Origin of the sequence: Cohaesibacter celericrescens (assembly GCF_002866925.1) — a bacterium.
GTDB classification, from domain to species: Bacteria; Pseudomonadota; Alphaproteobacteria; order Rhizobiales; family Cohaesibacteraceae; genus Cohaesibacter; species Cohaesibacter celericrescens.
This window is the reverse complement of the sequence record NZ_PKUQ01000022.1, coordinates 63,966-85,149: the sequence shown is the minus strand read 5'-3', so window position 1 is coordinate 85,149 and position 21,184 is coordinate 63,966. Positions and strand designations below refer to the sequence as shown.

Genomic DNA, 21,184 nt, shown 5'->3' with positions numbered 1-21,184 from the left:
CGCTATTGTGTGGGCAGTCGTATCGGCTGCCCCGCGCCAAAAATGAGGTCGAGTTATGAGATGTCCCTATTGCGGTTGCGATGATACCCAGGTCAAGGATTCTCGGCCCACAGAGGACAACACGGCGATTCGCCGTCGTCGCGTGTGCACTGGCTGTGGCGGACGTTTCACCACATTCGAGCGTGTCCAGCTGCGTGAATTGTCGGTGATCAAGCGTACCGGACGCCGTGTTCCCTTCGACAGGGACAAATTGATGCGCTCGGTTCAGGTCTCCTTACGCAAACGCCCCGTCGAAGACGAAAAAGTTGAACGCATGGTCTCTGGTATTGTGCGGCAACTGGAAAGCGCTGGTGATTCGGAAGTAGCGGCTGAACAAATCGGCACGTTGGTCATGGAAGGCCTTATGGGGCTGGACGAAATCGCCTATATTCGTTTTGCTTCTGTTTACAAGAATTTCCGCGAAGCCAAAGATTTCTCGGACATGCTTAGTGAAATGTCGGCAGATGATGAAATCGATACAGATATCCAGGACGCTGACTGATCTGACCATGCCGACTTATGGGCATAGCTCAGGAAAACTTTATGCACCAGTTTCCCAACTATATCAGCGACGAACAATTGATGGGGCTTGCCTTACGTTTGGGGCGGCGAGGGGCGGGACTGACCGCTGAAAATCCTGCAGTGGGTTGCGTCATCGTGCGTCATGGGAAGGACGGTGCTGTAATCGTTGGGCGAGGGTGGACCCAGCAGGGTGGTCGTCCCCATGCGGAGCGCGTCGCACTGGCCGAAGCCGGCAACCGTGCGCAAGGTGCAACTGCTTATGTTACTCTTGAACCATGTTCGCATCATGGCAAAAGTTCGCCCTGTGCTGAAGCGCTGATCGAAGCGGGTATCGCCAATCTCGTTTGCGCCCATCCTGACCCCGATCCTCGGGTCGCCGGTCGCGGCTTTGCCCTGCTAACCCAACACGCAATCAAAACGACGACAGGCCTTTTGGAAAAACAAGCCCATCGTGATCTATGTGGTTTTCTTTCGCGCACAGTGCGCGGTCGCCCTTGGTTGCAGGTTAAAATGGCGTTGTCGCTTGACGGTATGATCGGCGAAAAGAATGTCGGCAATTTTCCCATAACCGGGCCTGAGGCCAAGGCGCGCACCTATGGTTTGCGCGCCCGTGCCGATGCCATCTTGGTCGGCGTGGAAACGGTGTTGGTCGATGACCCCAGCCTTACGGTGCGTCTTTCTGGTCTGAATGAACACTCGCCGATCCGCATCGTGCTCGATAGCAAAGGGCGCACGCCCTTGGATAGCCAACTGGTACAATCCGCCAATGACGTGCCGGTCTGGATTGTGACCACTGGGGCTATTGCCGCCGATAAAGCCCTTGCGTTGGAGAGTCAAGGTTGCCAAGTCCTGCTGGTCGATCAAGACGCCAACGGTCACACTGACTTGACCCAGACACTCGATTTACTCGGTGAAAAAGGCATCAATAAAATCTTGGCTGAATGTGGTGCTGTGCTCTCCCGGGCATTGCTCAATCAGAGCTTGGTCGATGAGTTCTTCCTCTATCGCAGCACAAAATTGGTTGGAGAAAACGGCCTTGTTGCGTTGAACGGAGATCCGGATAAAACGCTAGAGCATTTTGGATTCACTGCGGACCGTAAAGAGACTCTGGGCAAAGACACAATGCAGGTTTATATACGGGCTAATAGCCTGTCTGAGCTTTATAAAGGGAAGTAGCGATGTTTACTGGAATTGTCACCGATGTGGGCGAAATCGTAAACCGGGATGTTATTCCCGCTGGCCAACGCATTCGTGTTGCGACACAGTTTAACAGCAAATCCATCGAGCTGGGCGCATCAATCGCTTGCAGTGGAGTCTGCCACACGGTTGTTGAAACAGGGCAGCTTGACGATGGACAAAATTACTTTGATATCGAGTCCGGTAAAGAAACCCTCGACTTGACCAATGCAGCCGAATGGGATGTTGGTAGGCGCCTAAATCTCGAGCGTTCTCTGCAAATGGGAGATGAACTGGGTGGCCATTTGGTACTTGGTCATGTGGATGGCATGGCGCAAGTGATCGAGCGAACGGATCATCCCGATAGCGTGTTTTTTAAACTGCGAGCACCAGATCAGCTAGCGCGTTTTATCCCCCAAAAGGGCTCTGTTGCGCTGGATGGGACTTCATTGACGGTCAATGATGTCGATGGGGATGATTTTACGATTTTTCTGATTCCGCATACCTTGTCCAATACCACATGGGGGGACAAACATGTGGGGGACAACATCAATTTAGAAGTTGATATGATGGCGCGATATGTCGCGCGGTTAAGCGAATATACGCCCTCTTAAAGGGATATACTGCTCAAGGCCCTCCAATGGGCGCATTAGCACTGGACAAATTTGTCCGGACATGATTTGACACGGCCTCACAGTTTCGACGCAGAAGCAGGACGATTGGACCGATACAATGAGCGATAATCAACCCCATTTTCTGATAATTGAGGCTCGTTTTTACGATGACCTTGTTGAAGAGTTGGCTCGTGGAGCCGTTGCTACACTGGAAGACGCCGGTGCAAGCTATGAGCGGATTGGGGTTCCCGGTGTGTTGGAAATCCCGGCTGCTATGTCTATGGCAATGGCGGCGGTAGAAGACGGCACTGCCGATTATGATGGGTATATTGCATTGGGCGTCGTTATTCGGGGCGAGACCACTCATTATGACATTGTTGCCAATGAATCGGCACGAGCAATTATGGAACTCGCCGTTGAAGGCTGTGTCGCTGTCGGAAACGGCATTCAGACCGTCGAAAATGGTGATCAGGCTTGGGCTCGTGCGCGGGTTGATGATAAAAACAAAGGCGGTGGCGCTGCGCTGGCCGCATTGGCAATGATGGAAATGCGCAAAAAGTTCGGAATGGATTCATGAGCGAGAAAGACAAACCTGTCCGCACGGCCAATCAACGTGGCTCGGCGCGTTTGGGGGCGGTTCAGGCGCTCTATCAAATGGATGTAGGCGGTACGCCTTTGACCGAGGTTTTGCAGGAGTTTGAGCTCTATCGTCTTGGCAAGGAAGTCGATGAAGTCCTGTATTTACCGGCAGATTTCACCTATTTCAAAGACTTGGTATCCGGTGTGGTCAAGCAACAACGTACGCTTGACCCTATGATACACAGTGCATTGCAAAAAGGCTGGCCGTTGGCGCGGATCGACCAAACCATGCGCGCGATCATGCGCTGCGGTCTGTATGAATTGATGAGGCACAAGGAAGTACCTGTTCCGGTCATCCTGACCGAATATGTTGATGTTGCAAAAGCCTTCTTTGAAGGAGATGAGCCGCGCGTGGTCAATGGAGTGCTGGATTCTCTTGCGCGTGGTATGCGAGCCGACGAAATGAAGCAAAAAGACGCTTCTGACAGCTAAGAAAGTTAAAAAGGGCGCATGGCAAAAAGCAACAGCCGTCGTGGTGAAAGCGCCCTTATTGCGCATTACTTTGCCCCTCTCTGCGACCCGGATGCTTCATTCGGGCTGACGGATGATGCCGCGTTTTTGACGGTTCCCGATGGGCAACAGTTGGTTCTGACCAAAGATATGCTGGTCGCAGATGTGCATTTTTTTGCAAATGACAGGCCAGAGCTGATTGCCCGCAAAGCATTGCGAGTCAATCTGTCTGATCTTGCCGCGAAAGGTGCTTCCCCCCTTGGATATATGCTGGGCCTTGGTTTGCCAGCTGATTGGAATGAGGACTGGCTATCTGCTTTTTGTGAGGGACTGAAACAGGATCAGGGTGAGTTTTCTTTCCCCCTTATCGGCGGTGATACAGTCAAAACGGCAGAGCGTCTCACGCTCTCGATCACGGCCCTTGGGACAGTTAAAGCTGGCAAGCCAATCCTGCGGCGCAATGCCCAGCCGGGCGACGATGTCTATGTCTCGGGCACAATTGGGGACGGTGCCTTGGGGCTTCTTGCGCGAAGAGGGACGTTGAGCAAACTAACGACATCAAAGCAATCTGATTATCTTGTTGATCGGTTTTTGCTTCCGCGTCCGCGCATCGATCTTTCCCCCCTTATTTGCCATTTTGCGTCAGCGTCTATGGATATATCTGATGGGCTTCTGGGCGACGCCGCCAAAATGGCCATGGCAGCCGGCGTTTCAATTACGCTGATGCTAGAGGATATACCGCTCTCTGACGCTGGTAATATGTTGGTTCAAAGACAACCGAATCTCATGCATACGGCTCTCAGCGGGGGCGATGATTACGAGCTTTTATTCTGCGCTCCAAGAATGCATCGCGAAGCGATCATGCAGACCGCTCAGACATTCAAGACTCCCATTACTTGTGTAGGGGCGGTTGAGGTTGGGAAGGGCGTCAATTTGTTTGATAGAGAAAACAATTGTTTGGTTGCCGGTCAAAACGGTGCATACGAGCATTTCTAGAACATGGTGCTCGGTATGGAACCTACTGGTAACCGCGCATGCAATACAACAAGGCAAGCACGGCCCCGTTTTCGCCCGCGCCTATGTGAAACCATGAATGCGCGACCTGCGCTTTTGCAAATGGTCCGGTATGTCTATCCCGTGCTGGGCCTGTTGTTGGCGATAGTCGTATATTACAGGATGTAGTCACTTGCCCTTAAAGATGTTCTGAGTCAATCTTCAAGTCCCCGCATTGTCGCGAAGCGAATCTCTCAGGATATCAAATGACCAATTATGCCATTGACGATCGCCTTGCGCGCCGAAACAGCATTATTTTGGCAGGCGCTCAGTCCTTTGCTGGCGCGATGCCAACCATCGTTGTCGCTATGGGTGGGCTGGTTGGCTATTTTTTGTTGGGGGCTGACAAATCTCTAGCGACTGTGCCGGTCTCTTCATACGTGTTCGGCACCGCGGCAATGATCTATCCTGCGGCTTTTTTGATGAAGCGTTTGGGGAGAAAATTAGGCTTCTTGATTGGGGCCTTTGGCAGCTCATTGGCGGGGTTGTTGAGCTGTTTTGCCATTTTACAAGGTTCCTTCTGGCTCTTTTGCTTTGGAACATTTTTGTCCGGAGCAGGTCAGGCCTTTGTTGCGCAGTATAGATTCGCCGCCGCCGATACGGCCAGCGAAGCATTCCGGCCCAAGGCAATCAGTTGGGTTATGGTCGGTGGGATTTTGGCCGGCATCATTGGGCCACAAACCTCTATCTTGACAAAGGATCTGTTTGAGCCGGTGCTATTTGCAGGCGCTTTTTTGGGGCAGGCCGTGCTTGGTCTGGTCGGTGTGCTGTTCTTGCTATTCTTGCAAGTCCCCGATCAAACCAAAGAGATCCAACAGCAGGGTGGTCGGCCTTTAGTCGAGATTGTTTCGCAGTTCCGCTTTATTGTGGCGGCATCCTGTGCAGCAGTCACATATGCTTTGATGAGTTTTGTCATGACAGCAACACCGCTTGCCATGATCGCGTGCAACCACAGCCAGGAAGACGCAACTCTTGCAATTCAATGGCACGTTCTGGGCATGTTCGGCCCCAGCTTCTTTACGGGATCGCTGATTCAGAAATTTGGAAAAGAGAAGATCGTTGTACTCGGCCTTTTTATGCTGGCTGGCTGTTCCACTGTCGCCCTTATGGGTATTGAAGTGGCAAACTTCTGGATTGCTTTGATTTTGCTCGGAGTGGGATGGAATTTTGCTTTCATCGGAGCAACGACCATGTTGACCGATTGTTACCACCCTTCTGAACGGGCCAAAACGCAGGCGACAAATGACTTTTTGGTCTTTGGCACTGTTACCATCGCATCCTTCTCATCAGGAGGGATACTCAATGCCTTCGGATGGGAAAAATTGAACTGGGTGATGTTCCCGCCGGTTGTGCTCTGCCTCCTGCTTTTGATGCTACAGGCCTACAAAAAGCGCACGGCAATCGTCTAAATAAAAAGGGCACAATCTGAAAAGATTGCACCCTGAATTGTATCAAAAGTCTTTTAGCCTAAATCAGGAAATTATCATTTGGTGAAGTCCGGTTGCGGGCCGGCGTTGCTCATCAAACGACTGAGAAAGTTGCTTTCTGCACCACCAGTTGGCGTAACCTGATTGGTGAAGTCAAACAACTGTCCGTCTTTTAAGCCATAGCGAACCGTACGAGAAACGCGTTGTTCTTCGTCAAAATAAACAGCCACAACGGTTTGGGAAACTGGACGGGAATTCATGAACGCCACTGGTTTCTTGCGCGTTTGGGAAATGTAGTAAAACACTTCATTGCCAAAATGGGCGATTGTAGATGGAGAGCCCAGCGTTAGCATAACCTGTTCGCGGCTAGACCCTTCGGTGATTTGATCGAGAGTATATTCCGTCGGTACGAAACCGTGGATCGACGTTTCTTCTGTGATACAGCCGGATAGAAAAACTGTCCCCAGGCAAACGGCCAAGGAGGCGGTCTTAAGCGATGAAAAAATGCGTTCTTTAGAGGTTTGACCTCGAAGGTCTATATGTTGGCTGCACATGTGAGTGTGGTACTCCTGATGATAACTGATCCACATGTTTTCTTACGATCAACTTTGCCTTAGGCAAAAGCACAATCGGATATAAACACTGATTGTATTCAATAACAAAAGGGCATTTCTGCGCCCGATTGTCTGTAAGAGGTCCTAGTCGGTATCCTTTTTAGCCCAGAAAAGCAATCTTTGTCGCAAACAAGGTGATGATTTCTGGCAAACTAGACCCTATATCGGTTAGCACTATGATTAAGCCGTCGTCTGTTCGTAATCCGTGACAGACAAAACCTGAATCTTGTCATTAAGAGCCGAACGGACATTTCTATGATCTTCAAACTATTCCGCAAAGATACCAAGAAAGAGCAAATTGCCGCTCTTTTGTATGACGCAATCGTGGCGCGGTCGAGGCAGCCTGTGTTCTATCTCGATTATAAAGTTGAGGATTCTATCAACGGGCGGTTCGAGATGATTGTGCTGCATGCCTATGTCGTGTTTCATTTTCTGCGCAATGAGGACGGCAACGCTAAAGACGTCGGGCAGGCGGTCTTCAATCGGTTTTTCCGCGATATGGATGATTCTCTGCGTGAAATAGGGGTCGGGGACCTTTCTGTTCCCAAGAAAATCAAAAAAATGGCTCAGTCATTTTATGGACGGGTCGAGGCCTATGATATTGCACGGGAAGAGAGTTTGGAGGCCTTGGCAAGCGCCTTGTCGCGCAATATTTATCCGGATGAGCCGCAAAGTCGTCCGGAAGCAAATATATTGGCGCAGTATGTTTTAGACAACGAAGAAGCTCTCAAAGCACAGGCCATCGAATCCTTTTTGAAAGGGACGATCACCTTCGCTGAGATTCCTCATGTCGAACAAAAGGTCGAACAAATCGCAAATTAGTTGTGTACGGCATGATTCAAATGCTCAAGAATTGACGCAATGCCTATGAAATTGCCAAACTTGCGATACATGTGTATCAAATTCAATTCGGCGACAGGTCTTGGCGCCAGATAGTTCCAGATTAAGGCTGATCATCGTGACCCAAAAAGAACCGACCGACGACATCGTTCAACGACCACCCGTTATGTCTTTGCCTGTTGGTGTTGCTCGTCTCAAAAGTCTTGGCGAGATTGTCAAAGGCGAAGCGGATGAAGGTATGCGCGAAGAGTTGCGTCAGAGATTGAATATTTTAAAGGTCAGTGCATTTTCAGTTGAAGCGCGGGTCTTGCCTTGGAAAAAGAGCGGTGTACGCATCGAAGGGCAAATTCGTGGCACTGTAGAACAATCTTGTGTGGTTACTCTGGTGCCGATTATCGAACATATTGATGAAGCTTTCACCGTCACATTGCTCCCCGTTGGCCATCCTTATGCTCGTAAAACGGATGATAATGTCGCTGGTGGAGAAATGATAATCAATCCCGATGCAGAAGATCCACCGGAAGAATTTGAAGGCGAAGAAATTGACGTAGGTTATTACGCTGAAGAGTTTTTTGCCTTGGCACTTGATGATTATCCACGCGCAAAAGATGCTCATTTCACCGGTCACATCGAAGATCAAGGTGGCCCTGATTCTGCTGATAATCCCTTTTCTGCATTAGCAGGGCTCAAACAGCACCTGACAAAAGATCAAGAGAAATAAGGGCCTTTGGGTCAACATTTCAACAATCCGGTTGTTTCTTGGCTGGAAATGGATATTGTCCTAAAAACTCTCAGCTTATAGATAAGCGCTGCGGAGAATGCGGGAACAGACCCAATAAAATATCTGCCTGTCTTGCCTTCGACGGGAGCAATGATTGAAAGCAGCGTTGAGAAAATCTGGTATGTCTGAACAAGTAAAAATTTCACTGGATGTAATGGGCGGTGACAATGGGCCTGCGGTTGTCCTTGAAGGCGCCGACATCGCGCTTATTCGCCGTCCTGACATTCGCTACGTGCTCTTTGGTGACAAAGATACGATCGAGCCGATGCTTGAGAACTTCCCGCGTGTCAAACAGGCCAGTACGTTCGAACATTGTGACGTAATGATCCAAATGGATGAGCGTCCCAGTCAAGCCTTGCGTCGTGGGCGTGGCAAATCGAGCATGTGGAATGCCATTGAAGCCACTAAAACAGGCGCGTCCGATGTATGTGTCTCAGCTGGTAACACCGGCGCGTTGATGGCTATGTCTAAATTCTGTTTGCGTACGATGGCCAACATAGAACGGCCAGCCATTGCGGCTATCTGGCCTACTTTACGTGGCGAAAGTGTTGTTTTGGATGTCGGAGCTACAATCGGAGCCGACGCACAGCAGCTGCTTGATTTTGCTTTAATGGGCGGGGCTATGGCGCGATCCTTGTTTGGCATCGAACGGCCAACAGTTGGATTGCTCAATATTGGCGAAGAAGATGTCAAAGGCCTTGATGAAGTCAAGGAAGCCGGCCGGATGTTGCGCGAGTTTCATTTGCCACATTTGGATTACAAGGGATTTGTCGAAGGCGACGATTTGGGAACCGGCGCGGTTGACGTGGTGGTGACTGAGGGGTTCGTTGGCAATATCGCTTTGAAAACCGCGGAAGGCACCGCCAAGCAATTGGCCGAGTATTTGCGGTCGGCGATGACCAGGACTTGGATGGCCCGAATTGGCTATCTCTTTGCGCGCTCTGCCTTTGTTAAGTTGCGCGAAAAAATGGATCCGAACAAGGTCAATGGTGGCGTATTCTTGGGCTTGAACGGTATTGTCATCAAAAGCCACGGTGGCACTGATGGTGAAGGTTTCGCCGCGGCAATCGGACTCGGGTATGATATGGTCAAAAATGGCCTGACTGCAAAAATTGAACAGGATCTTACTGTTTATCAAAAAAGTCGATTTGCGGCTGATGAGGAGAGCGCAGAGTGAGCGTGTTACGGTCTGTCGTGGTAGGATCAGGATCCTATCTACCAAAAAAAGTCGTCACTAATGACGATCTCACCAAAGTTGTGGACACGTCTGACGAGTGGATTCGGCAACGCACAGGTATCGAGCAGCGATACAATGCTGAAGAGGGGGAGTATACATCTCATCTTGGGTATAATGCTGCTCTGGACGCTCTAGAAAATGCAGGTATGGACGCTCAGGACATTGACCTGATTATTTGTGCCACCACAACACCTGATAACACCTTCCCAGCAACTTCTGTGGCAATTCAGAATATGCTCGGCATTCATCACGGTGTGGCGTTTGATTTGCAAGCCGTTTGTTCGGGTTTCGTTTTTGCTTTGACGACCGCTGATCTTTATATTCGATGTGGTAAGGCCAAAAATGTACTGGTCATTGGTGCCGAAACATTTTCTCGTCTGCTCGACTTAAATGATCGTACAACATGTGTTTTGTTCGGCGATGGTGCCGGTGCTGTTGTCTTGACAGCGGAAGAGGGGACCGGCGACGTCTCGGATCGCGGTATCTTAACCAGCCATATCCGCTCAGACGGCCGCCACAAAGAAAAACTTTTTGTTGATGGAGGGCCTTCTACAACCCAAACAACCGGCTATCTCCGGATGCAAGGCAAAGAAGTCTTCAAACACGCTGTCGGTATGATCACAGACGTTATTACCGATGCCTTCGATGCAACCGGAATGACCGCTGAAGATCTGGATTGGTTCGTGCCTCATCAGGCTAACAAACGGATTATTGATTCAAGTGCCAAGAAGCTTCATATCGCCCCTGAAAAGGTTGTGACGACGGTAAACTTGCATGGCAACACGTCTGCCGCTTCCATTCCTCTGGCTCTGAATGTGGCCGTCAATGATGGACGCATCAAAAAAGGCGATGTGGTGCTGCTTGAGGCTATGGGTGGCGGTTTTACCTGGGGTTCTGTTCTGCTGCGCTGGTAAAGTGCATTGATACGATATACCTTTACAGTAAGAATGCCTTGGCAATCATAATGTTACGGTATTTAAAAACTTATACGCCTATTTTGTGTCGATTTGAAATTTTGGGATTTTCATTCAAATATTACCTCGGATCAATAAATATTTGGATTTTAGCGGGTTCCCGCCACTTTCTGGCACTTTCCAGAAAAATTGATGAAAATTTCCATTGCTTTATAGGTGTTGGGTTCAATAATTGGGCAAGGGAACTGTTGACGGAACATGATTCCGGCAATACCCTTCCAACACCAAATGAGTCATTAGATAATTGTGCTTTTAGATGAGGATTGTCGCATGGGGGGTAAAACGGTTACGCGCGCGGATTTGTGCGAAGCAGTCTACCAAAAAGTTGGTTTGTCTAGGACTGAATCCGCTGAGCTTGTCGAGATGGTCCTTGATGAAATGAGCAATTGTCTTGTCGATGGTAAACAGGTCAAATTGTCTTCATTTGGAACATTCTTTGTGCGTGATAAGAATGAGCGTATCGGTCGCAATCCTAAGACCGGCGAAGAAGTGCCTATTTCACCGCGCCGGGTGATGGTTTTCAAGCCGTCAAATGTGTTGAAAAAGAAAATCAACGACTCTTTGGCTCCAAAAGAAACTTGATAGGGGCATCTGGCATTCTGTTGTTTTGGGGAACACACAATGGCAGGATGGTCGGATCAAAACCAATGGATACTTATTTCGCCGACTAGGGATGGATCTGGCGTAGAGTTTTTGTTGAATATTTTCCGGTAGAGGAAAAGCGTTTACGCGAGTTAGGTGGGAATCTTGCGCAAGAGTGCGGATGCATTTCGGACAATCAGCGAAGTCGCGCAGGACTTGGATCTGCCGCAACATGTCTTGCGTTTTTGGGAAACGCGGTTCACGCAGATCAAACCAATGAAACGTGGTGGCGGGCGGCGCTATTACCGACCCGACGACGTGGAACTTTTGCGCGGTATACGCCACCTGCTTTATGATGAAGGTTATACCATCAAAGGCGTTCAGCGTATTCTTAAGGAACAAGGCATCCGCCACGTGATTGATACCTTGGGTGACGATGTAACGCCCGATGGTCCCTTCGTTTCAGCTGGTACTATGGATGGTTCAGCGGGCGCCAATACTCCCTCGGCTTCGGTGCCACGAGAACCAAATGAACTGGAAGTGGATCTACCTCCACTTGTTACTCCTCAGATGCAGCCCGCCCAACCTGCGCGGCCTATAGAATCAACGCTTCCAGCCCCTGTTCGTCAACCAGTGGCTTTGCAAACGTCCCCCCGGCAAGATATCGCTCAAGATGTCCCTGTGGTAAACCAAGCCCCTCATGCGCAAACGCCACAAAGCGTAAATCGTGTGGATACTACGCCAACTGTGCAGCAGGGCCTGCCGAACCAACCTGTGCACCCTACTGCGGCCTATGTCGCAACCCCCGCACCAGTCGCGGTGCCGATACACCCTGATGCTGTTGCACATCAACCTGCGACCAACCCTCAAAGCCCGCCGATGGCCAACATGCAAACCTTTATGCATCCGGTGAATCAGGAAGCTGTCGCTTTGAATGCGGGGATTGCACCCGAGGCCGTCGTAGCGCCAGCCGCCTTGCCAGCGCATTTTGTCGCTGCCCCTCAACCTAGTCACGTGGTACACGCGCCTGAGCAATTTCCAGCATCAAATATTGCTCCAGCCATGGTTCCTGAAGAACATGAGTTAGGGCAGAAAATTCCAAGTGATCTTGTGCGAGGCGATCCAAAGTTTCTGCACGGAGAAAGCGCGTCGATTTCTGTTGCAGATGGCCGAGCGCAAATGTTGGAAGAAGAGCAGAAATCTGGCTTTTTTACACGCCTTCGTCATCGTGTGGAGCCCACCGATCAGGACGGAAATAGGGCCGCCAAGGGGATGGCGCGCGACGATGTGCGCCGTTTACAATCAACTCTTTTCGAGTTGTTGGAATGCAAACGCATTCTTGATCAAGCGCGGTCTGATTGATTTTATTGAATGTAAATAGAAAAGACTATCGCATTAGCGCAGGACGTCCATCAATTCTTGAGCAGCAGAGGCTACGGACTTGGTGGCCATAGCGCTGGCTTTGAAGGCAAGCTCTGTCTGCTTGAGGTCAATCCACTGTTGTGCTTGGTCAATGTTTGAAGTGGGCGAAACGGGCGCTATAGGCTCAGCTGGTTTTACGTCTTGTTCGGCTTTTACAGCAGGCTGAGGCGCATTGTCTGGTACAGGGTTCGCGATGCCGATCGCTATATCTTCAAAGCGGTTCGCCGCCGATGACATTCCAGCTGTTGCTATGTTCAATGAAGTAATCATGTTGTGAGCATAGTTCGCATTTTTTAACAAACAACTACGTATATCCTTACAATTTTAATGACATCGAAAAGAAGCCTTCCCAGTGCGAGCGAAAAAAAAGGTTGGCGCCATTCAACAGCGGCGTTTCTGCTAAATTTAAAGTCAATAAAATCTGTGGCGTCCGAGTGTTTTAAAGTAGGGTGAATTGATCCTGGTGATCCGTCATTCGCCAAGCTGATGCTAATATCATTGGATGCTGTGTAAGTTGTGTCGCGCACGAAAATGCAGGCCAAACAGCCTAATTCCCGACAAGCTCTAATAGAGGAGTTTGCGCTGAGCAGTCACCAAAACAACAATTGTTTGGATGAAGCGGGGAGAAGAAAATTGGTCGGAGCGATAGGATTCGAACCTACGACCCCTTCACCCCCAGCGAAGTGCGCTACCAGGCTGCGCTACGCTCCGACTCGTGGTTTTATAGGGGGAATGTCCGTGTCATGCAATAAAGCAAAGTGGCAAGATAACAATTATCCTCAGTCATTCAACATTTTACATGAATTTAGTCTCGATTGAGGCAAACAGGGTTCTGCAAGAAAAAAGCCCGCGCATGTGCGGGCTATTGATTGATTTGATCAGCTGTCTCCTAATAGGCACCATCTTGATTGAATAGTTTCAGCGGAGTCACAGCCAAAATGTAGAGATCAAGGGCCAGCGACCAGTTTTCGATATAATAGATATCGTGTTGAACGCGCTGTTTGAGCTTGTTGTCATCGTCAATTTCACCGCGCCAACCGTGAATTTGCGCCCATCCTGTGATGCCCGGTTTTACTTTATGACGAGCCATATATCCGTCTGCCACTTCTTCGAACAGGCGATTATCGGTCAATTGGTGGGGCACATGCGGGCGAGGCCCAACGAGAGACAAAGTTCCTAACAGCACATTGAACAATTGTGGCAATTCATCAATTGATGTCTTGCGAATAAAGCGCCCCACTTTGGTTACACGACTATCGCCTTTGGTAACGGACTTGGCTGCTTTTTCGTCACTCTGATTGTGATAAAGCGAGCGGAATTTGTAAATTAGGACTTCTTCGTTGTTAAAGCCGAGGCGCTTTTGTTTGAAGATGACCGGTCCTTCACTGTCACGTTTGATGGCGATAGCTGTTCCGATAAGCACAGGGGACAAAACAACAATTGTGACGCAGGAGATAACGATATCGAACACACGTTTCAGCAATGATCCCCAGTTAGCGATTGGTTTGGCAAAAACGGGGACTGTAGGTAGATTGCCGACATAGGAGTAGCTGCGGCGACGGAATTGCATTTTGTTCATATGGGCGCTGAGATGAATATCCAAAGGCAGTACCCAAAGCTTATGCAGCATTTGCAATACGCGATTCTCGGCGGTCACAGGGATGGTAACAATCAACATGTCGATGTTACAAAGGCGAGAAAACTCAACCAGATCGTCAACGTTACCTAGTTTTGGATAGCCCGCAACGATGGCAGGGGATCGATCGTCATCACGGTCATCAAAAATACCACAGATACGAATGTCATTATTGACCTGATTTTCCAAAGATTGGATGATATCAGCAGCTGGTTGCCCGCCACCCACAATAACTGCGCGGCGCTCCAGGCGGCCATCTGCCTGCCAATGGTGAATGAAATAGGCCTGAATCGCTCGGACTGCGGCAATTGAGCTGATGCCTGCAAAAAACCATAAGCCAAGCCAAGACCGGTTTTCGTCGATTGGAGTGCCGGATAGATAGGTAACAAGCAGGAATAGAACGGTCACCAAAGTCCAGGCGCCAATAATCTTGCCAACTTGCGGTGCCAAACTGTGCATTTCGTGCACTGCGTAGCCATCCGTAGAAAGCATGAAAAGCAAAAACAACAAAGCACCAGCTGCAGAAAAGGCCAGCGGCAAATGAATTCCTGCCAAAACTGATCCACCCATGAATGAGCTCGAGATCAGCCCTATCGTTGTAAGGACTGCGAAGTCGCCAAGTTGAATGAGGCCGCGTACCATCATGGGCGCATAGGTCGTTGTCGAAAATTCCGACGCAACTTCACGAGCCAGATCAGAGATCTGTTGGCTGGCCTTTGCGTTGTCTTCGGAGGAAGCCGCAAGAACAGCACTTGACGAATAAGCTGTTTGTGGGTCCAGAGCCTGCATTGTTCAACACCATATTGTTAATTCTTATCACGCCTAAGACAATTAGCCGGTAAATTTTGAATAAGTTTTAAGCAAATGATATTTAGGGATGATTACAGGAACTTTTGGACCTTATCGTTAAAAAAGCCCTGACAAAGAGGGCTTTCAAAAATAGACAAGATGGGCGTGATTTCTTTTTCAACTATAAATGTCTAAAAGAAGCGCTCGCGAACATAAATGGTATCACCTGGTCGTATGGGGGCGGTGAGAGCAACTCGACCCGTCAGGATCTTGCCGTTGAGCTGGCGGGTGATGTCCACATAGCGTTGTTGTGCTCGCGTTGAAAAACCGCCTGAAATGGCAATTGCGGTTTGCACTGTCATGCCAGTCACATAGGCATATTGGCCGGCAACTTTCACTTCGCCCATAACAAAGAAGGGGCGATACTGCGCGATTTCAACGGAAACATCCGGATTGCGAATGAAGCCATTATCCAACCGGGAAGCGATGTTTTTGGCAAGTTCGCTAGTTTGTTTTCCTCGAGCAACCACGTTGCCGATGAGAGGAATGGAAACATATCCAGACTGATCCACGGTATATTCATTGTTTAAGTCGGTTTGATTGAAAACAATCAAACGAACACGGTCGCCAGAATCCAGTGTATAGGGTCCGACAAGAGACTTGTGAAAAGCATCCCCTGCTGGTCGATAGCTTGAACAGCCATGCAGCCCTAAAACGACAATTAATAATAACAATACGCGTGCAAACATGATGACGACTCATCCATTGAAAAACCAACTTTAGATAACGGCATTTGTGGTTAATGGAGCGTAAATCCTGTTTGATTTCGCAATTAAATCAGACAAATTGCTGCAATTTGCAACGAAGTGGCATCAAGAAGGTGTCTGTTAAGGTCTCGGTTACCATAATCTGTCAGCAATAGATTGTGTAGAAGGGCTGGCTCAATGGACCATGCCTACGCAAACCAACTCCTTGAGTGGCAGCACGATGGCACCGGTAGGCACAGTCCGATTTTGCAATCATCAAAGAGCACTAGGCCGTGCTACTCTTGCAAGACAATGGGCCGTGGCCGCACTGCTATGCTGTATGCTCGCTTTTTTAGTCTATTTATATAAGAGTGCCGAAACAGACCTGTTTGAGGCGCAAGCCAAAATTCTCTTGCTCGCACCGCAAGACCAATATTTGCCATCCATTGATGCCGCGCAAACCGGCTCTTTGCTCGATAGTATAGCCGATCAAAATACGTCTATTCGGTCCTTTATGACAGATCCTGACGTAATGTCGGGAATTATTACGCAACATCAATTGTACCAAGATCCTCACTTCAGCGAAAAAAATCTCTGGCAACGAGGGCTCGAGGCCTTTGGATTGGGTGGATTTCAGACAAATGGATCAAGTTTGGTTGCCAAGCGCATTCAAGATTCGACCCAAATAGACTATCGGGCCGAAAGGCGCTTATTGAGCATCGCATTTCGAGCGCCTGATCCCGCGCAAGCCACCGCCATCGCCAACAGTTTAGCTCGCTTTTATCTGCATAAGGTGAAACTGGATCAAACACGGGCTTTTGATGTGGCTGTAGAAAAACTGAATGCTGACGTTCATGCCCTGCGCGTTCGCCTGCAAAAGACTAATGATGAAATGGTTGCGCAGGATCCTGCAATTGGATTGTCCAAAGATCAAATATCAGAATGGACCAAATTAGAAAACCAACGCATTGCGCAATTAAAACAAAAGGCGACGGCAGAATATGGCATGCTAAACCATATGTTGTCGCGGTATCACGAAGCGCAAACCAAACGCTCACTCGATTTGTTACCACCTCAAGCGCGTTTGATTGCGCGAGCGACTACTCCGGTGCAACCCGTCGCTTCAAGTGCGTTGGTTCAGGCTGGATTAAGCGGGATGCTAGTCTTTTCTGTTTTGATTCTCTTGATTGGCATTATTTCATTGCGCGCGAAACGAAGTCAAAAGAGAGGAGCTGTCGGTACTATGATGCCGCAGCCGGTTTTGTGGTCTATAGCGCAACAACCAGAGCAGGAGGGCACACACGAGAAGCTGTCCTGCCCAGTTGCCAATCCTACCTATGACCCGTCGCAACAGTGGCCTGACGCTCTGTCTACTGAGGTTGAAGTGTGGTGTCATGACGACTGCCTCATTGATCATGTTGCTGGCGTTATTTACAAAAGCTCCCACAAGCGGGTTGTTTTTATGTCAGACGAAGAAGATTGGGGGGGCAATTACACCCCCTTGGTAAAGCGACTTGCAACAAGCGGTACATCTTTGGTTTCCATTTGCTTGGGCGCAGCGCCATCAAGTTTGAACGCAAATGCAGACGAACACAGAGTCCTTGGGATGAGCGACCTTGTCGACGGCAAAGCGGCTTGTGCCGATGTTGTGTGGGTTGATGAAGAGACCGGCGTTCATACCGTTGAGGTTGGGACGAGACGTATGGTTTCGGAAGACTTTTTTTCGCATGACTTCCATGCCTTTTTGTTGGCGTTGGAATCCACCTACGATTTGCTGTTGATCGACATTGGTCCGCATTTTGATGATGAGTTTGCTCTAAAGAGTCTTGGGCTTGCCCGTGATGTACAGGCTTGTATCTATGCACCAGACACGGATCGCGAGCTGTCCCACCAGGTACATGACGTCATGCGGCATTTCGGCTACATAAGCAGCATGATTTTGCCGCTAGATATGTCAGCCAAGCTTTATCCAAATAAACAGGTGCTCGGGATGCAAGCCGCAGAATAGGCAGCGTCTAACGCTATTTTTCCATCCAGCGAATAATTAGCCCTGCTGGAAAAACCCACAATGCACCGGTAATGACAAAGAACACAATTTGTATCCAAGGGGCGGCAGTCGCAACAACAGCTGCGCCAATGGTCATGCCAACGGCCGCATAAAGAATGATCCACGCGACAAGAATGATCATACCAATGAATTTGCGGGTGCGTTTGGTCATGGTGTTTCCATTTGCGCGGTTGAAAGGGCTTCACACAGGCTCTTAAACTAGCTTAGTTGATCTGAAAAGGAAAAACACTGATGCACTGTATAGTTTGCCTATATAGGAGCCTGTATCAACACAGTTGTTGGCATCGCACTATCTTTCAAGTTTCTCGTGGGCAAACACCTATTCCATCGGGTATAAATTCAGCAACAGATTTGAGTCAGATACTTTGGCCTTCAAGGAGACCTAAGGCATGGATAGCCACATAAGTCCGGCAGAGCGCGCCAGTCGATATGTTGAAACAGACACGGACCACGTAAGCCGTGCACGGCCCATGGTGCGGTCATGGCTCTATTTTGTCGCCTTTTTGGTGTTTGTAATGGTCATTGTCGGTGGGGCGACACGGCTGACGGATTCGGGCCTTTCAATCACAGAATGGAAACCGATCCATGGCGCTATTCCTCCGCTAAATGTTACCGAATGGACAGAAGAGTTCGAAAAATACAAGCAAATCCCCGAATATACGCAAGTCAACAAGGGTATGTCTCTTGATGAGTTCAAAATGATTTTCTGGTGGGAGTGGGGACATCGGCAGTTGGGGCGTGTGATTGGTCTTGTGTTCTTTCTTCCCATGATTGCTTTCTGGCTGATGGGGCGGCTGAGTGATTCAATCAAGCCTAGATTATTGCTGCTTTTGGTGCTGGGGGGCGCACAGGGAGCTATTGGCTGGTGGATGGTTGCGTCAGGCCTCGTCAATCGTGTCGACGTTAGTCAATACAGACTGGCAACCCACTTAACCCTCGCATCGCTAATTCTTGTTGCGCTTGTTTGGGTTGCGCGCGGCTATCGACGAGGCGATAAAATGCCCGAATGTGTCAGTGCGGATCGCCATGTCTGGCCGGTCGCCTTCATGCTATTGTTGGTGCTGATGCAAGTTTTTCTTGGTGGGCTCGTGGCGGGCACGGACGCGGGCATGACCTACAACACATGGCCTTTAATGGATGGCAGCTTGCTTCCCTCCCGCCTTTATGAGATGGACCCGTTTTGGTTGGCAGCGTTTGAGGATCTCATGACAATCCAGTTCAATCATCGCATCATGGCCTATTTGATTGCGCTTTATACATTGTTCCTCTGGATGCGGATTTGGCGTGATCCCTATGCCGCAAAAATGACCATCGCAACGACCATTCTTGGTGTTCTGCTCCTGTTGCAAGTCATTTTGGGGATTGTAACGCTGGTTTTGGTAATGCCGCTGACATTGGCTTTGATGCATCAAGCCGGTGCGATCCTGATCCTGATTACCACGACGATTATGGTGCGAGATCTAAAGGATAACGCTGCCAGATTGCGATAGTGATGCTTTATTCCATTACGTAGATATTAAAAAGCCGGGTTAAACCCGGCTTTTCTTTTAATGCTGATACTGCTTGATCAGGCCATTGCCTGTTCCAGATCGGCAATGATGTCTTTCACATCTTCAATGCCGATGGACAAGCGAACGGTTTCTGGTGAAGCGCCCGCGGCTGTTTTCTGCTCATCGGTTAATTGGCTGTGGGTCGTGGAAGCCGGATGGATCGCTAGTGAGCGGGTGTCGCCAAGATTAGCAACATGGCTCAGTAGCTTCAGACTTGAAATGAATTTGACGCCAGCTTCGTGACCGCCTTTAAGGCCGAAGGTAAACACCGAGCCAGCCCCTTTGGGCAGATATTTTTGCTGTGCTGCATGGTGTGGGCTAGATTCGAGCCCAGCATAGGAAACCCAACTGACCGCTTCGTGTCCTTCAAGAAACTCGGCAACAGCCATCGCATTTTCGCAATGGCGCTCCATGCGCAAAGGCAACGTTTCACAACCGGTAATTAGCTGGAATGCGTTGAACGGTGAAATAGCTGGTCCTAGATCGCGCAGTCCAAGAACGCGACAAGCAATGGCAAAGGCGATGCCGCCCAGTGCAGCATGCAATACGATGCCATTATACTCAGGGCGCGGCTCACTGAGCATTGGATATTTGCCGGATGCGGACCAATCAAAATTGCCGCCATCCACGATGATGCCGCCCATTGAGTTGCCGTGACCGCCAATGAATTTTGTCGCCGAATGAAGCACGACATCAGCACCATATTCAATCGGCCGACATAGGTAAGGGGTTGCCATGGTGTTGTCGACGATTAGCGGTATACCAGCCTCGTGAGCAACTTTTGCAAAGCCTTCGATGTCGCAGATGACACCACCAGGGTTGGCAAGGCTCTCGATATAGATGGCTTTGGTTTTGTCATCGATCAGGGCACGCGCCGCTTCAGGGTCCATCGCGTCGGACCATTTGACATGCCAGTCAAAGCTCTTGAAAGAGTGGTTGAACTGATTGATGGAACCGCCATAGAGCTTATCTGCGGCGATGAAATTGTCGCCGGGGCGCATGATGGTATGAAATGTCAACATCTGAGCTGCATGCCCTGATGCAACGGCCAAAGCAGCTGTGCCGCCTTCAAGGGCAGCAATGCGCTCTTCCAGAACAGCCTGCGTGGGGTTCATGATCCGGGTGTAGATATTGCCAAATTCTTGCAGTCCGAAAAGGGCTGCGGCATGATCTGCATCGCGGAACTGATAAGCCGTTGTCTGATAAATAGGCGTTGCCAGTGCACCTGTAGTTGGATCAGCTTGTGCGCCCGCGTGAACGGCTTGTGTCGAAAAGCCGAGAGCCTGTTCTTCGCTCATAAAAATCCCCTTAATAAAGGTGTCTGCAACGTCGGCACATAAAGTATCTAAGCAGCAGAGCATTGTTGAACTCAAGATGTGCTGATGACTTTAGACCAGACTTAGAGATGGCGCTATTTGTTCATTGCGAATATAATTGCAAATTTGAAGGGATCTTGGAACAAATTTGCTCAGATGCGTTCCAATCTGTCGCACTTCTGCAATTTCTAACTCTATTATCTGAAATGTCAGGCACGAAAAAAAAGCCGATCACTTATATGAACGGCCCTTATGCATTGAATGAGTAGGGGGGAGCTATCAGGCATTCATCAGGCGTGGATACTCAATTTTAGGACAAAGGTCCATGACGACTTTCAGTCCAGCATCTTCTGCACGCTGGGCGGCCTCTTCATTGATCACGCCCAACTGCATCCAGACCGTTTTTGCCCCTATTGCGATGGCTTCATCGATGACTTTGCCTGCTGCTTCCGAGTTGCGGAACACATCGACCATATCGATCGGTTCGTTGATATCAGCCAAGGAAGCTGCGACGGTCTGACCCTGAATTTTGCCACCCGCTTTACCAGGATTAACGGGGATTACGTTATACCCCTTTTCCAGCAAAAACCGCATGACGCGAAAACTGGCTCGCTCTTCTTTGTCGCTGGCACCAACAAGGGCAATCGTCTTGACGCTTTCAAGAATGTCTTTGATGTAAGCGTCGGAGTAGTTTGAATGATCCAAAATC

General features: G+C 49.4%; 21 protein-coding genes, 1 tRNA gene and 1 pseudogene. 15 read left to right on the top strand and 8 right to left on the bottom strand.

Annotated elements, in window-relative coordinates; genetic code table 11:
• Positions 1-55 precede the first annotated feature (55 nt).
• The 7 genes from nrdR to C0081_RS11605 all read left to right on the top strand — a co-directional run bounded on the left by nrdR (position 56) and on the right by C0081_RS11605 (position 5,902).
• Positions 56-541, top strand: a complete 486-nt coding sequence (gene nrdR / locus C0081_RS11635) for a transcriptional regulator NrdR (RefSeq protein ID WP_101534006.1) — start codon at positions 56-58, stop codon at positions 539-541.
• Positions 542-582: 41 nt separating this feature from the next.
• Positions 583-1,737, top strand: coding sequence for a bifunctional diaminohydroxyphosphoribosylaminopyrimidine deaminase/5-amino-6-(5-phosphoribosylamino)uracil reductase RibD (gene ribD, locus C0081_RS11630; protein ID WP_180966863.1), 1,155 nt, complete (start codon positions 583-585; stop codon positions 1,735-1,737).
• A 2-nt stretch (positions 1,738-1,739) separates the two neighbouring features.
• The gene (locus tag C0081_RS11625) at positions 1,740-2,351 is read left to right on the top strand and encodes a riboflavin synthase (protein ID WP_101534004.1); all 612 of its coding nucleotides are present in this window, start codon (positions 1,740-1,742) and stop codon (positions 2,349-2,351) included.
• 118 nt (positions 2,352-2,469) lie between these two features.
• Complete coding sequence (ribH, locus tag C0081_RS11620; RefSeq protein ID WP_101534003.1) at positions 2,470-2,928, top strand: 6,7-dimethyl-8-ribityllumazine synthase; 459 nt, start codon at positions 2,470-2,472, stop codon at positions 2,926-2,928.
• On the top strand, positions 2,925-3,422 hold the full coding sequence (gene nusB / locus C0081_RS11615) for a transcription antitermination factor NusB (protein WP_101534002.1): 498 nt from the start codon (positions 2,925-2,927) through the stop codon (positions 3,420-3,422). The genes ribH and nusB overlap by 4 nt, the downstream gene beginning before the upstream one ends.
• 18 nt (positions 3,423-3,440) lie before the next feature.
• Positions 3,441-4,436 (top strand): thiamine-phosphate kinase, encoded by a 996-nt coding sequence (gene thiL / locus C0081_RS11610; protein WP_101534001.1) that lies wholly within the window; start codon positions 3,441-3,443, stop codon positions 4,434-4,436.
• Positions 4,437-4,699: 263 nt separating this feature from the next.
• Entirely contained in the window at positions 4,700-5,902 is a 1,203-nt protein-coding gene (locus C0081_RS11605; protein WP_101534000.1) for an MFS transporter, read from the top strand.
• Between the two features lie 74 nt (positions 5,903-5,976).
• Here the strand turns inward: C0081_RS11605 and C0081_RS11600 are convergent, their stop codons facing one another.
• Positions 5,977-6,474, bottom strand: a complete 498-nt coding sequence (locus C0081_RS11600; protein ID WP_101533999.1) for an outer membrane protein assembly factor BamE — start codon at positions 6,472-6,474, stop codon at positions 5,977-5,979.
• A 315-nt stretch (positions 6,475-6,789) separates the two neighbouring features.
• Here C0081_RS11600 and C0081_RS11595 point away from each other — a divergent pair, with 315 nt between their 5' ends.
• From C0081_RS11595 to C0081_RS11570, 6 genes and pseudogenes are all read left to right on the top strand, one after another.
• Positions 6,790-7,356 (top strand): ubiquinol-cytochrome C chaperone family protein, encoded by a 567-nt coding sequence (locus tag C0081_RS11595; protein ID WP_101533998.1) that lies wholly within the window; start codon positions 6,790-6,792, stop codon positions 7,354-7,356.
• 136 nt (positions 7,357-7,492) lie between these two features.
• Positions 7,493-8,095, top strand: a complete 603-nt coding sequence (locus C0081_RS11590; protein WP_101533997.1) for a DUF177 domain-containing protein — start codon at positions 7,493-7,495, stop codon at positions 8,093-8,095.
• A 181-nt stretch (positions 8,096-8,276) separates the two neighbouring features.
• A complete protein-coding gene (gene plsX / locus C0081_RS11585) occupies positions 8,277-9,332 on the top strand; it encodes a phosphate acyltransferase PlsX (RefSeq protein WP_101533996.1) in 1,056 nt (351 codons plus the stop codon).
• The gene (locus C0081_RS11580; RefSeq protein WP_101533995.1) at positions 9,329-10,306 is read left to right on the top strand and encodes a beta-ketoacyl-ACP synthase III; all 978 of its coding nucleotides are present in this window, start codon (positions 9,329-9,331) and stop codon (positions 10,304-10,306) included. Before plsX ends, C0081_RS11580 begins: the two co-directional genes overlap by 4 nt.
• 330 nt (positions 10,307-10,636) lie before the next feature.
• Positions 10,637-10,948, top strand: coding sequence for an integration host factor subunit alpha (locus C0081_RS11575; RefSeq protein ID WP_101533994.1), 312 nt, complete (start codon positions 10,637-10,639; stop codon positions 10,946-10,948).
• A 162-nt stretch (positions 10,949-11,110) separates the two neighbouring features.
• Positions 11,111-11,348, top strand: a pseudogene (locus C0081_RS11570) (MerR family transcriptional regulator); the annotation flags it as partial.
• Between the two features lie 995 nt (positions 11,349-12,343).
• Here C0081_RS11570 and C0081_RS11560 read toward each other — a convergent pair.
• The 4 genes from C0081_RS11560 to C0081_RS11545 form a co-directional block, all read right to left on the bottom strand.
• Positions 12,344-12,640, bottom strand: a complete 297-nt coding sequence (locus tag C0081_RS11560) for a hypothetical protein (RefSeq protein ID WP_180966862.1) — start codon at positions 12,638-12,640, stop codon at positions 12,344-12,346.
• Between the two features lie 364 nt (positions 12,641-13,004).
• Positions 13,005-13,081: transfer RNA gene (locus tag C0081_RS11555), tRNA-Pro, on the bottom strand.
• Between the two features lie 178 nt (positions 13,082-13,259).
• Positions 13,260-14,795 carry an undecaprenyl-phosphate glucose phosphotransferase gene (locus C0081_RS11550; RefSeq protein ID WP_101533992.1) on the bottom strand — a complete coding sequence of 512 codons (1,536 nt, stop codon included), beginning with the start codon at positions 14,793-14,795 and terminating at the stop codon, positions 13,260-13,262.
• 191 nt (positions 14,796-14,986) lie between these two features.
• Positions 14,987-15,544, bottom strand: a complete 558-nt coding sequence (locus C0081_RS11545) for a polysaccharide biosynthesis/export family protein (RefSeq protein WP_101533991.1) — start codon at positions 15,542-15,544, stop codon at positions 14,987-14,989.
• A gap of 316 nt (positions 15,545-15,860) precedes the next feature.
• On the opposite strand from C0081_RS11545, the gene C0081_RS11540 reads away from it, so the two are divergent.
• On the top strand, positions 15,861-17,549 hold the full coding sequence (locus tag C0081_RS11540) for a GumC domain-containing protein (protein ID WP_180966861.1): 1,689 nt from the start codon (positions 15,861-15,863) through the stop codon (positions 17,547-17,549).
• A 13-nt stretch (positions 17,550-17,562) separates the two neighbouring features.
• Here C0081_RS11540 and C0081_RS11535 read toward each other — a convergent pair whose 3' ends face one another.
• Positions 17,563-17,760 carry a DUF2842 domain-containing protein gene (locus C0081_RS11535; RefSeq protein ID WP_101533989.1) on the bottom strand — a complete coding sequence of 66 codons (198 nt, stop codon included), beginning with the start codon at positions 17,758-17,760 and terminating at the stop codon, positions 17,563-17,565.
• A gap of 238 nt (positions 17,761-17,998) precedes the next feature.
• Between C0081_RS11535 and C0081_RS11530 the strand changes: the two genes are divergently transcribed.
• Positions 17,999-19,099 carry a COX15/CtaA family protein gene (locus tag C0081_RS11530; RefSeq protein ID WP_101533988.1) on the top strand — a complete coding sequence of 367 codons (1,101 nt, stop codon included), beginning with the start codon at positions 17,999-18,001 and terminating at the stop codon, positions 19,097-19,099.
• Between the two features lie 77 nt (positions 19,100-19,176).
• On the opposite strand, the gene C0081_RS11525 is transcribed toward C0081_RS11530, so the two are convergent.
• Positions 19,177-20,457: an O-acetylhomoserine aminocarboxypropyltransferase gene (locus C0081_RS11525; protein WP_101533987.1), complete on the bottom strand. Its 1,281-nt coding sequence runs from the start codon at positions 20,455-20,457 to the stop codon at positions 19,177-19,179.
• A 297-nt stretch (positions 20,458-20,754) separates the two neighbouring features.
• Complete coding sequence (locus C0081_RS11515) at positions 20,755-21,180, bottom strand: CoA-binding protein (RefSeq protein ID WP_101533985.1); 426 nt, start codon at positions 21,178-21,180, stop codon at positions 20,755-20,757.
• Positions 21,181-21,184 lie beyond the last annotated feature (4 nt).

What these genes read in the sequence shown, in the direction of transcription:
- thiL (WP_101534001.1), top strand. Translation starts at nt 3,441, where the DNA reads ATGGCAAAAAGCAACAGCCGTCGTGGTGAAAGCGCCCTTATTGCGCAT.
- C0081_RS11535 (WP_101533989.1), bottom strand. Translation starts at nt 17,760, where the DNA reads ATGACCAAACGCACCCGCAAATTCATTGGTATGATCATTCTTGTCGCG.
- C0081_RS11545 (WP_101533991.1), bottom strand. Translation starts at nt 15,544, where the DNA reads ATGTTTGCACGCGTATTGTTATTATTAATTGTCGTTTTAGGGCTGCAT.
- C0081_RS11575 (WP_101533994.1), top strand. Translation starts at nt 10,637, where the DNA reads ATGGGGGGTAAAACGGTTACGCGCGCGGATTTGTGCGAAGCAGTCTAC.
- C0081_RS11550 (WP_101533992.1), bottom strand. Translation starts at nt 14,795, where the DNA reads ATGCAGGCTCTGGACCCACAAACAGCTTATTCGTCAAGTGCTGTTCTT.
- plsX (WP_101533996.1), top strand. Translation starts at nt 8,277, where the DNA reads ATGTCTGAACAAGTAAAAATTTCACTGGATGTAATGGGCGGTGACAAT.
- C0081_RS11530 (WP_101533988.1), top strand. Translation starts at nt 17,999, where the DNA reads ATGGATAGCCACATAAGTCCGGCAGAGCGCGCCAGTCGATATGTTGAA.
- C0081_RS11605 (WP_101534000.1), top strand. Translation starts at nt 4,700, where the DNA reads ATGACCAATTATGCCATTGACGATCGCCTTGCGCGCCGAAACAGCATT.
- C0081_RS11600 (WP_101533999.1), bottom strand. Translation starts at nt 6,474, where the DNA reads ATGTGCAGCCAACATATAGACCTTCGAGGTCAAACCTCTAAAGAACGC.
- nrdR (WP_101534006.1), top strand. Translation starts at nt 56, where the DNA reads ATGAGATGTCCCTATTGCGGTTGCGATGATACCCAGGTCAAGGATTCT.
- C0081_RS11625 (WP_101534004.1), top strand. Translation starts at nt 1,740, where the DNA reads ATGTTTACTGGAATTGTCACCGATGTGGGCGAAATCGTAAACCGGGAT.
- C0081_RS11560 (WP_180966862.1), bottom strand. Translation starts at nt 12,640, where the DNA reads ATGATTACTTCATTGAACATAGCAACAGCTGGAATGTCATCGGCGGCG.
- ribH (WP_101534003.1), top strand. Translation starts at nt 2,470, where the DNA reads ATGAGCGATAATCAACCCCATTTTCTGATAATTGAGGCTCGTTTTTAC.
- ribD (WP_180966863.1), top strand. Translation starts at nt 583, where the DNA reads ATGCACCAGTTTCCCAACTATATCAGCGACGAACAATTGATGGGGCTT.
- nusB (WP_101534002.1), top strand. Translation starts at nt 2,925, where the DNA reads ATGAGCGAGAAAGACAAACCTGTCCGCACGGCCAATCAACGTGGCTCG.
- C0081_RS11525 (WP_101533987.1), bottom strand. Translation starts at nt 20,457, where the DNA reads ATGAGCGAAGAACAGGCTCTCGGCTTTTCGACACAAGCCGTTCACGCG.
- C0081_RS11595 (WP_101533998.1), top strand. Translation starts at nt 6,790, where the DNA reads ATGATCTTCAAACTATTCCGCAAAGATACCAAGAAAGAGCAAATTGCC.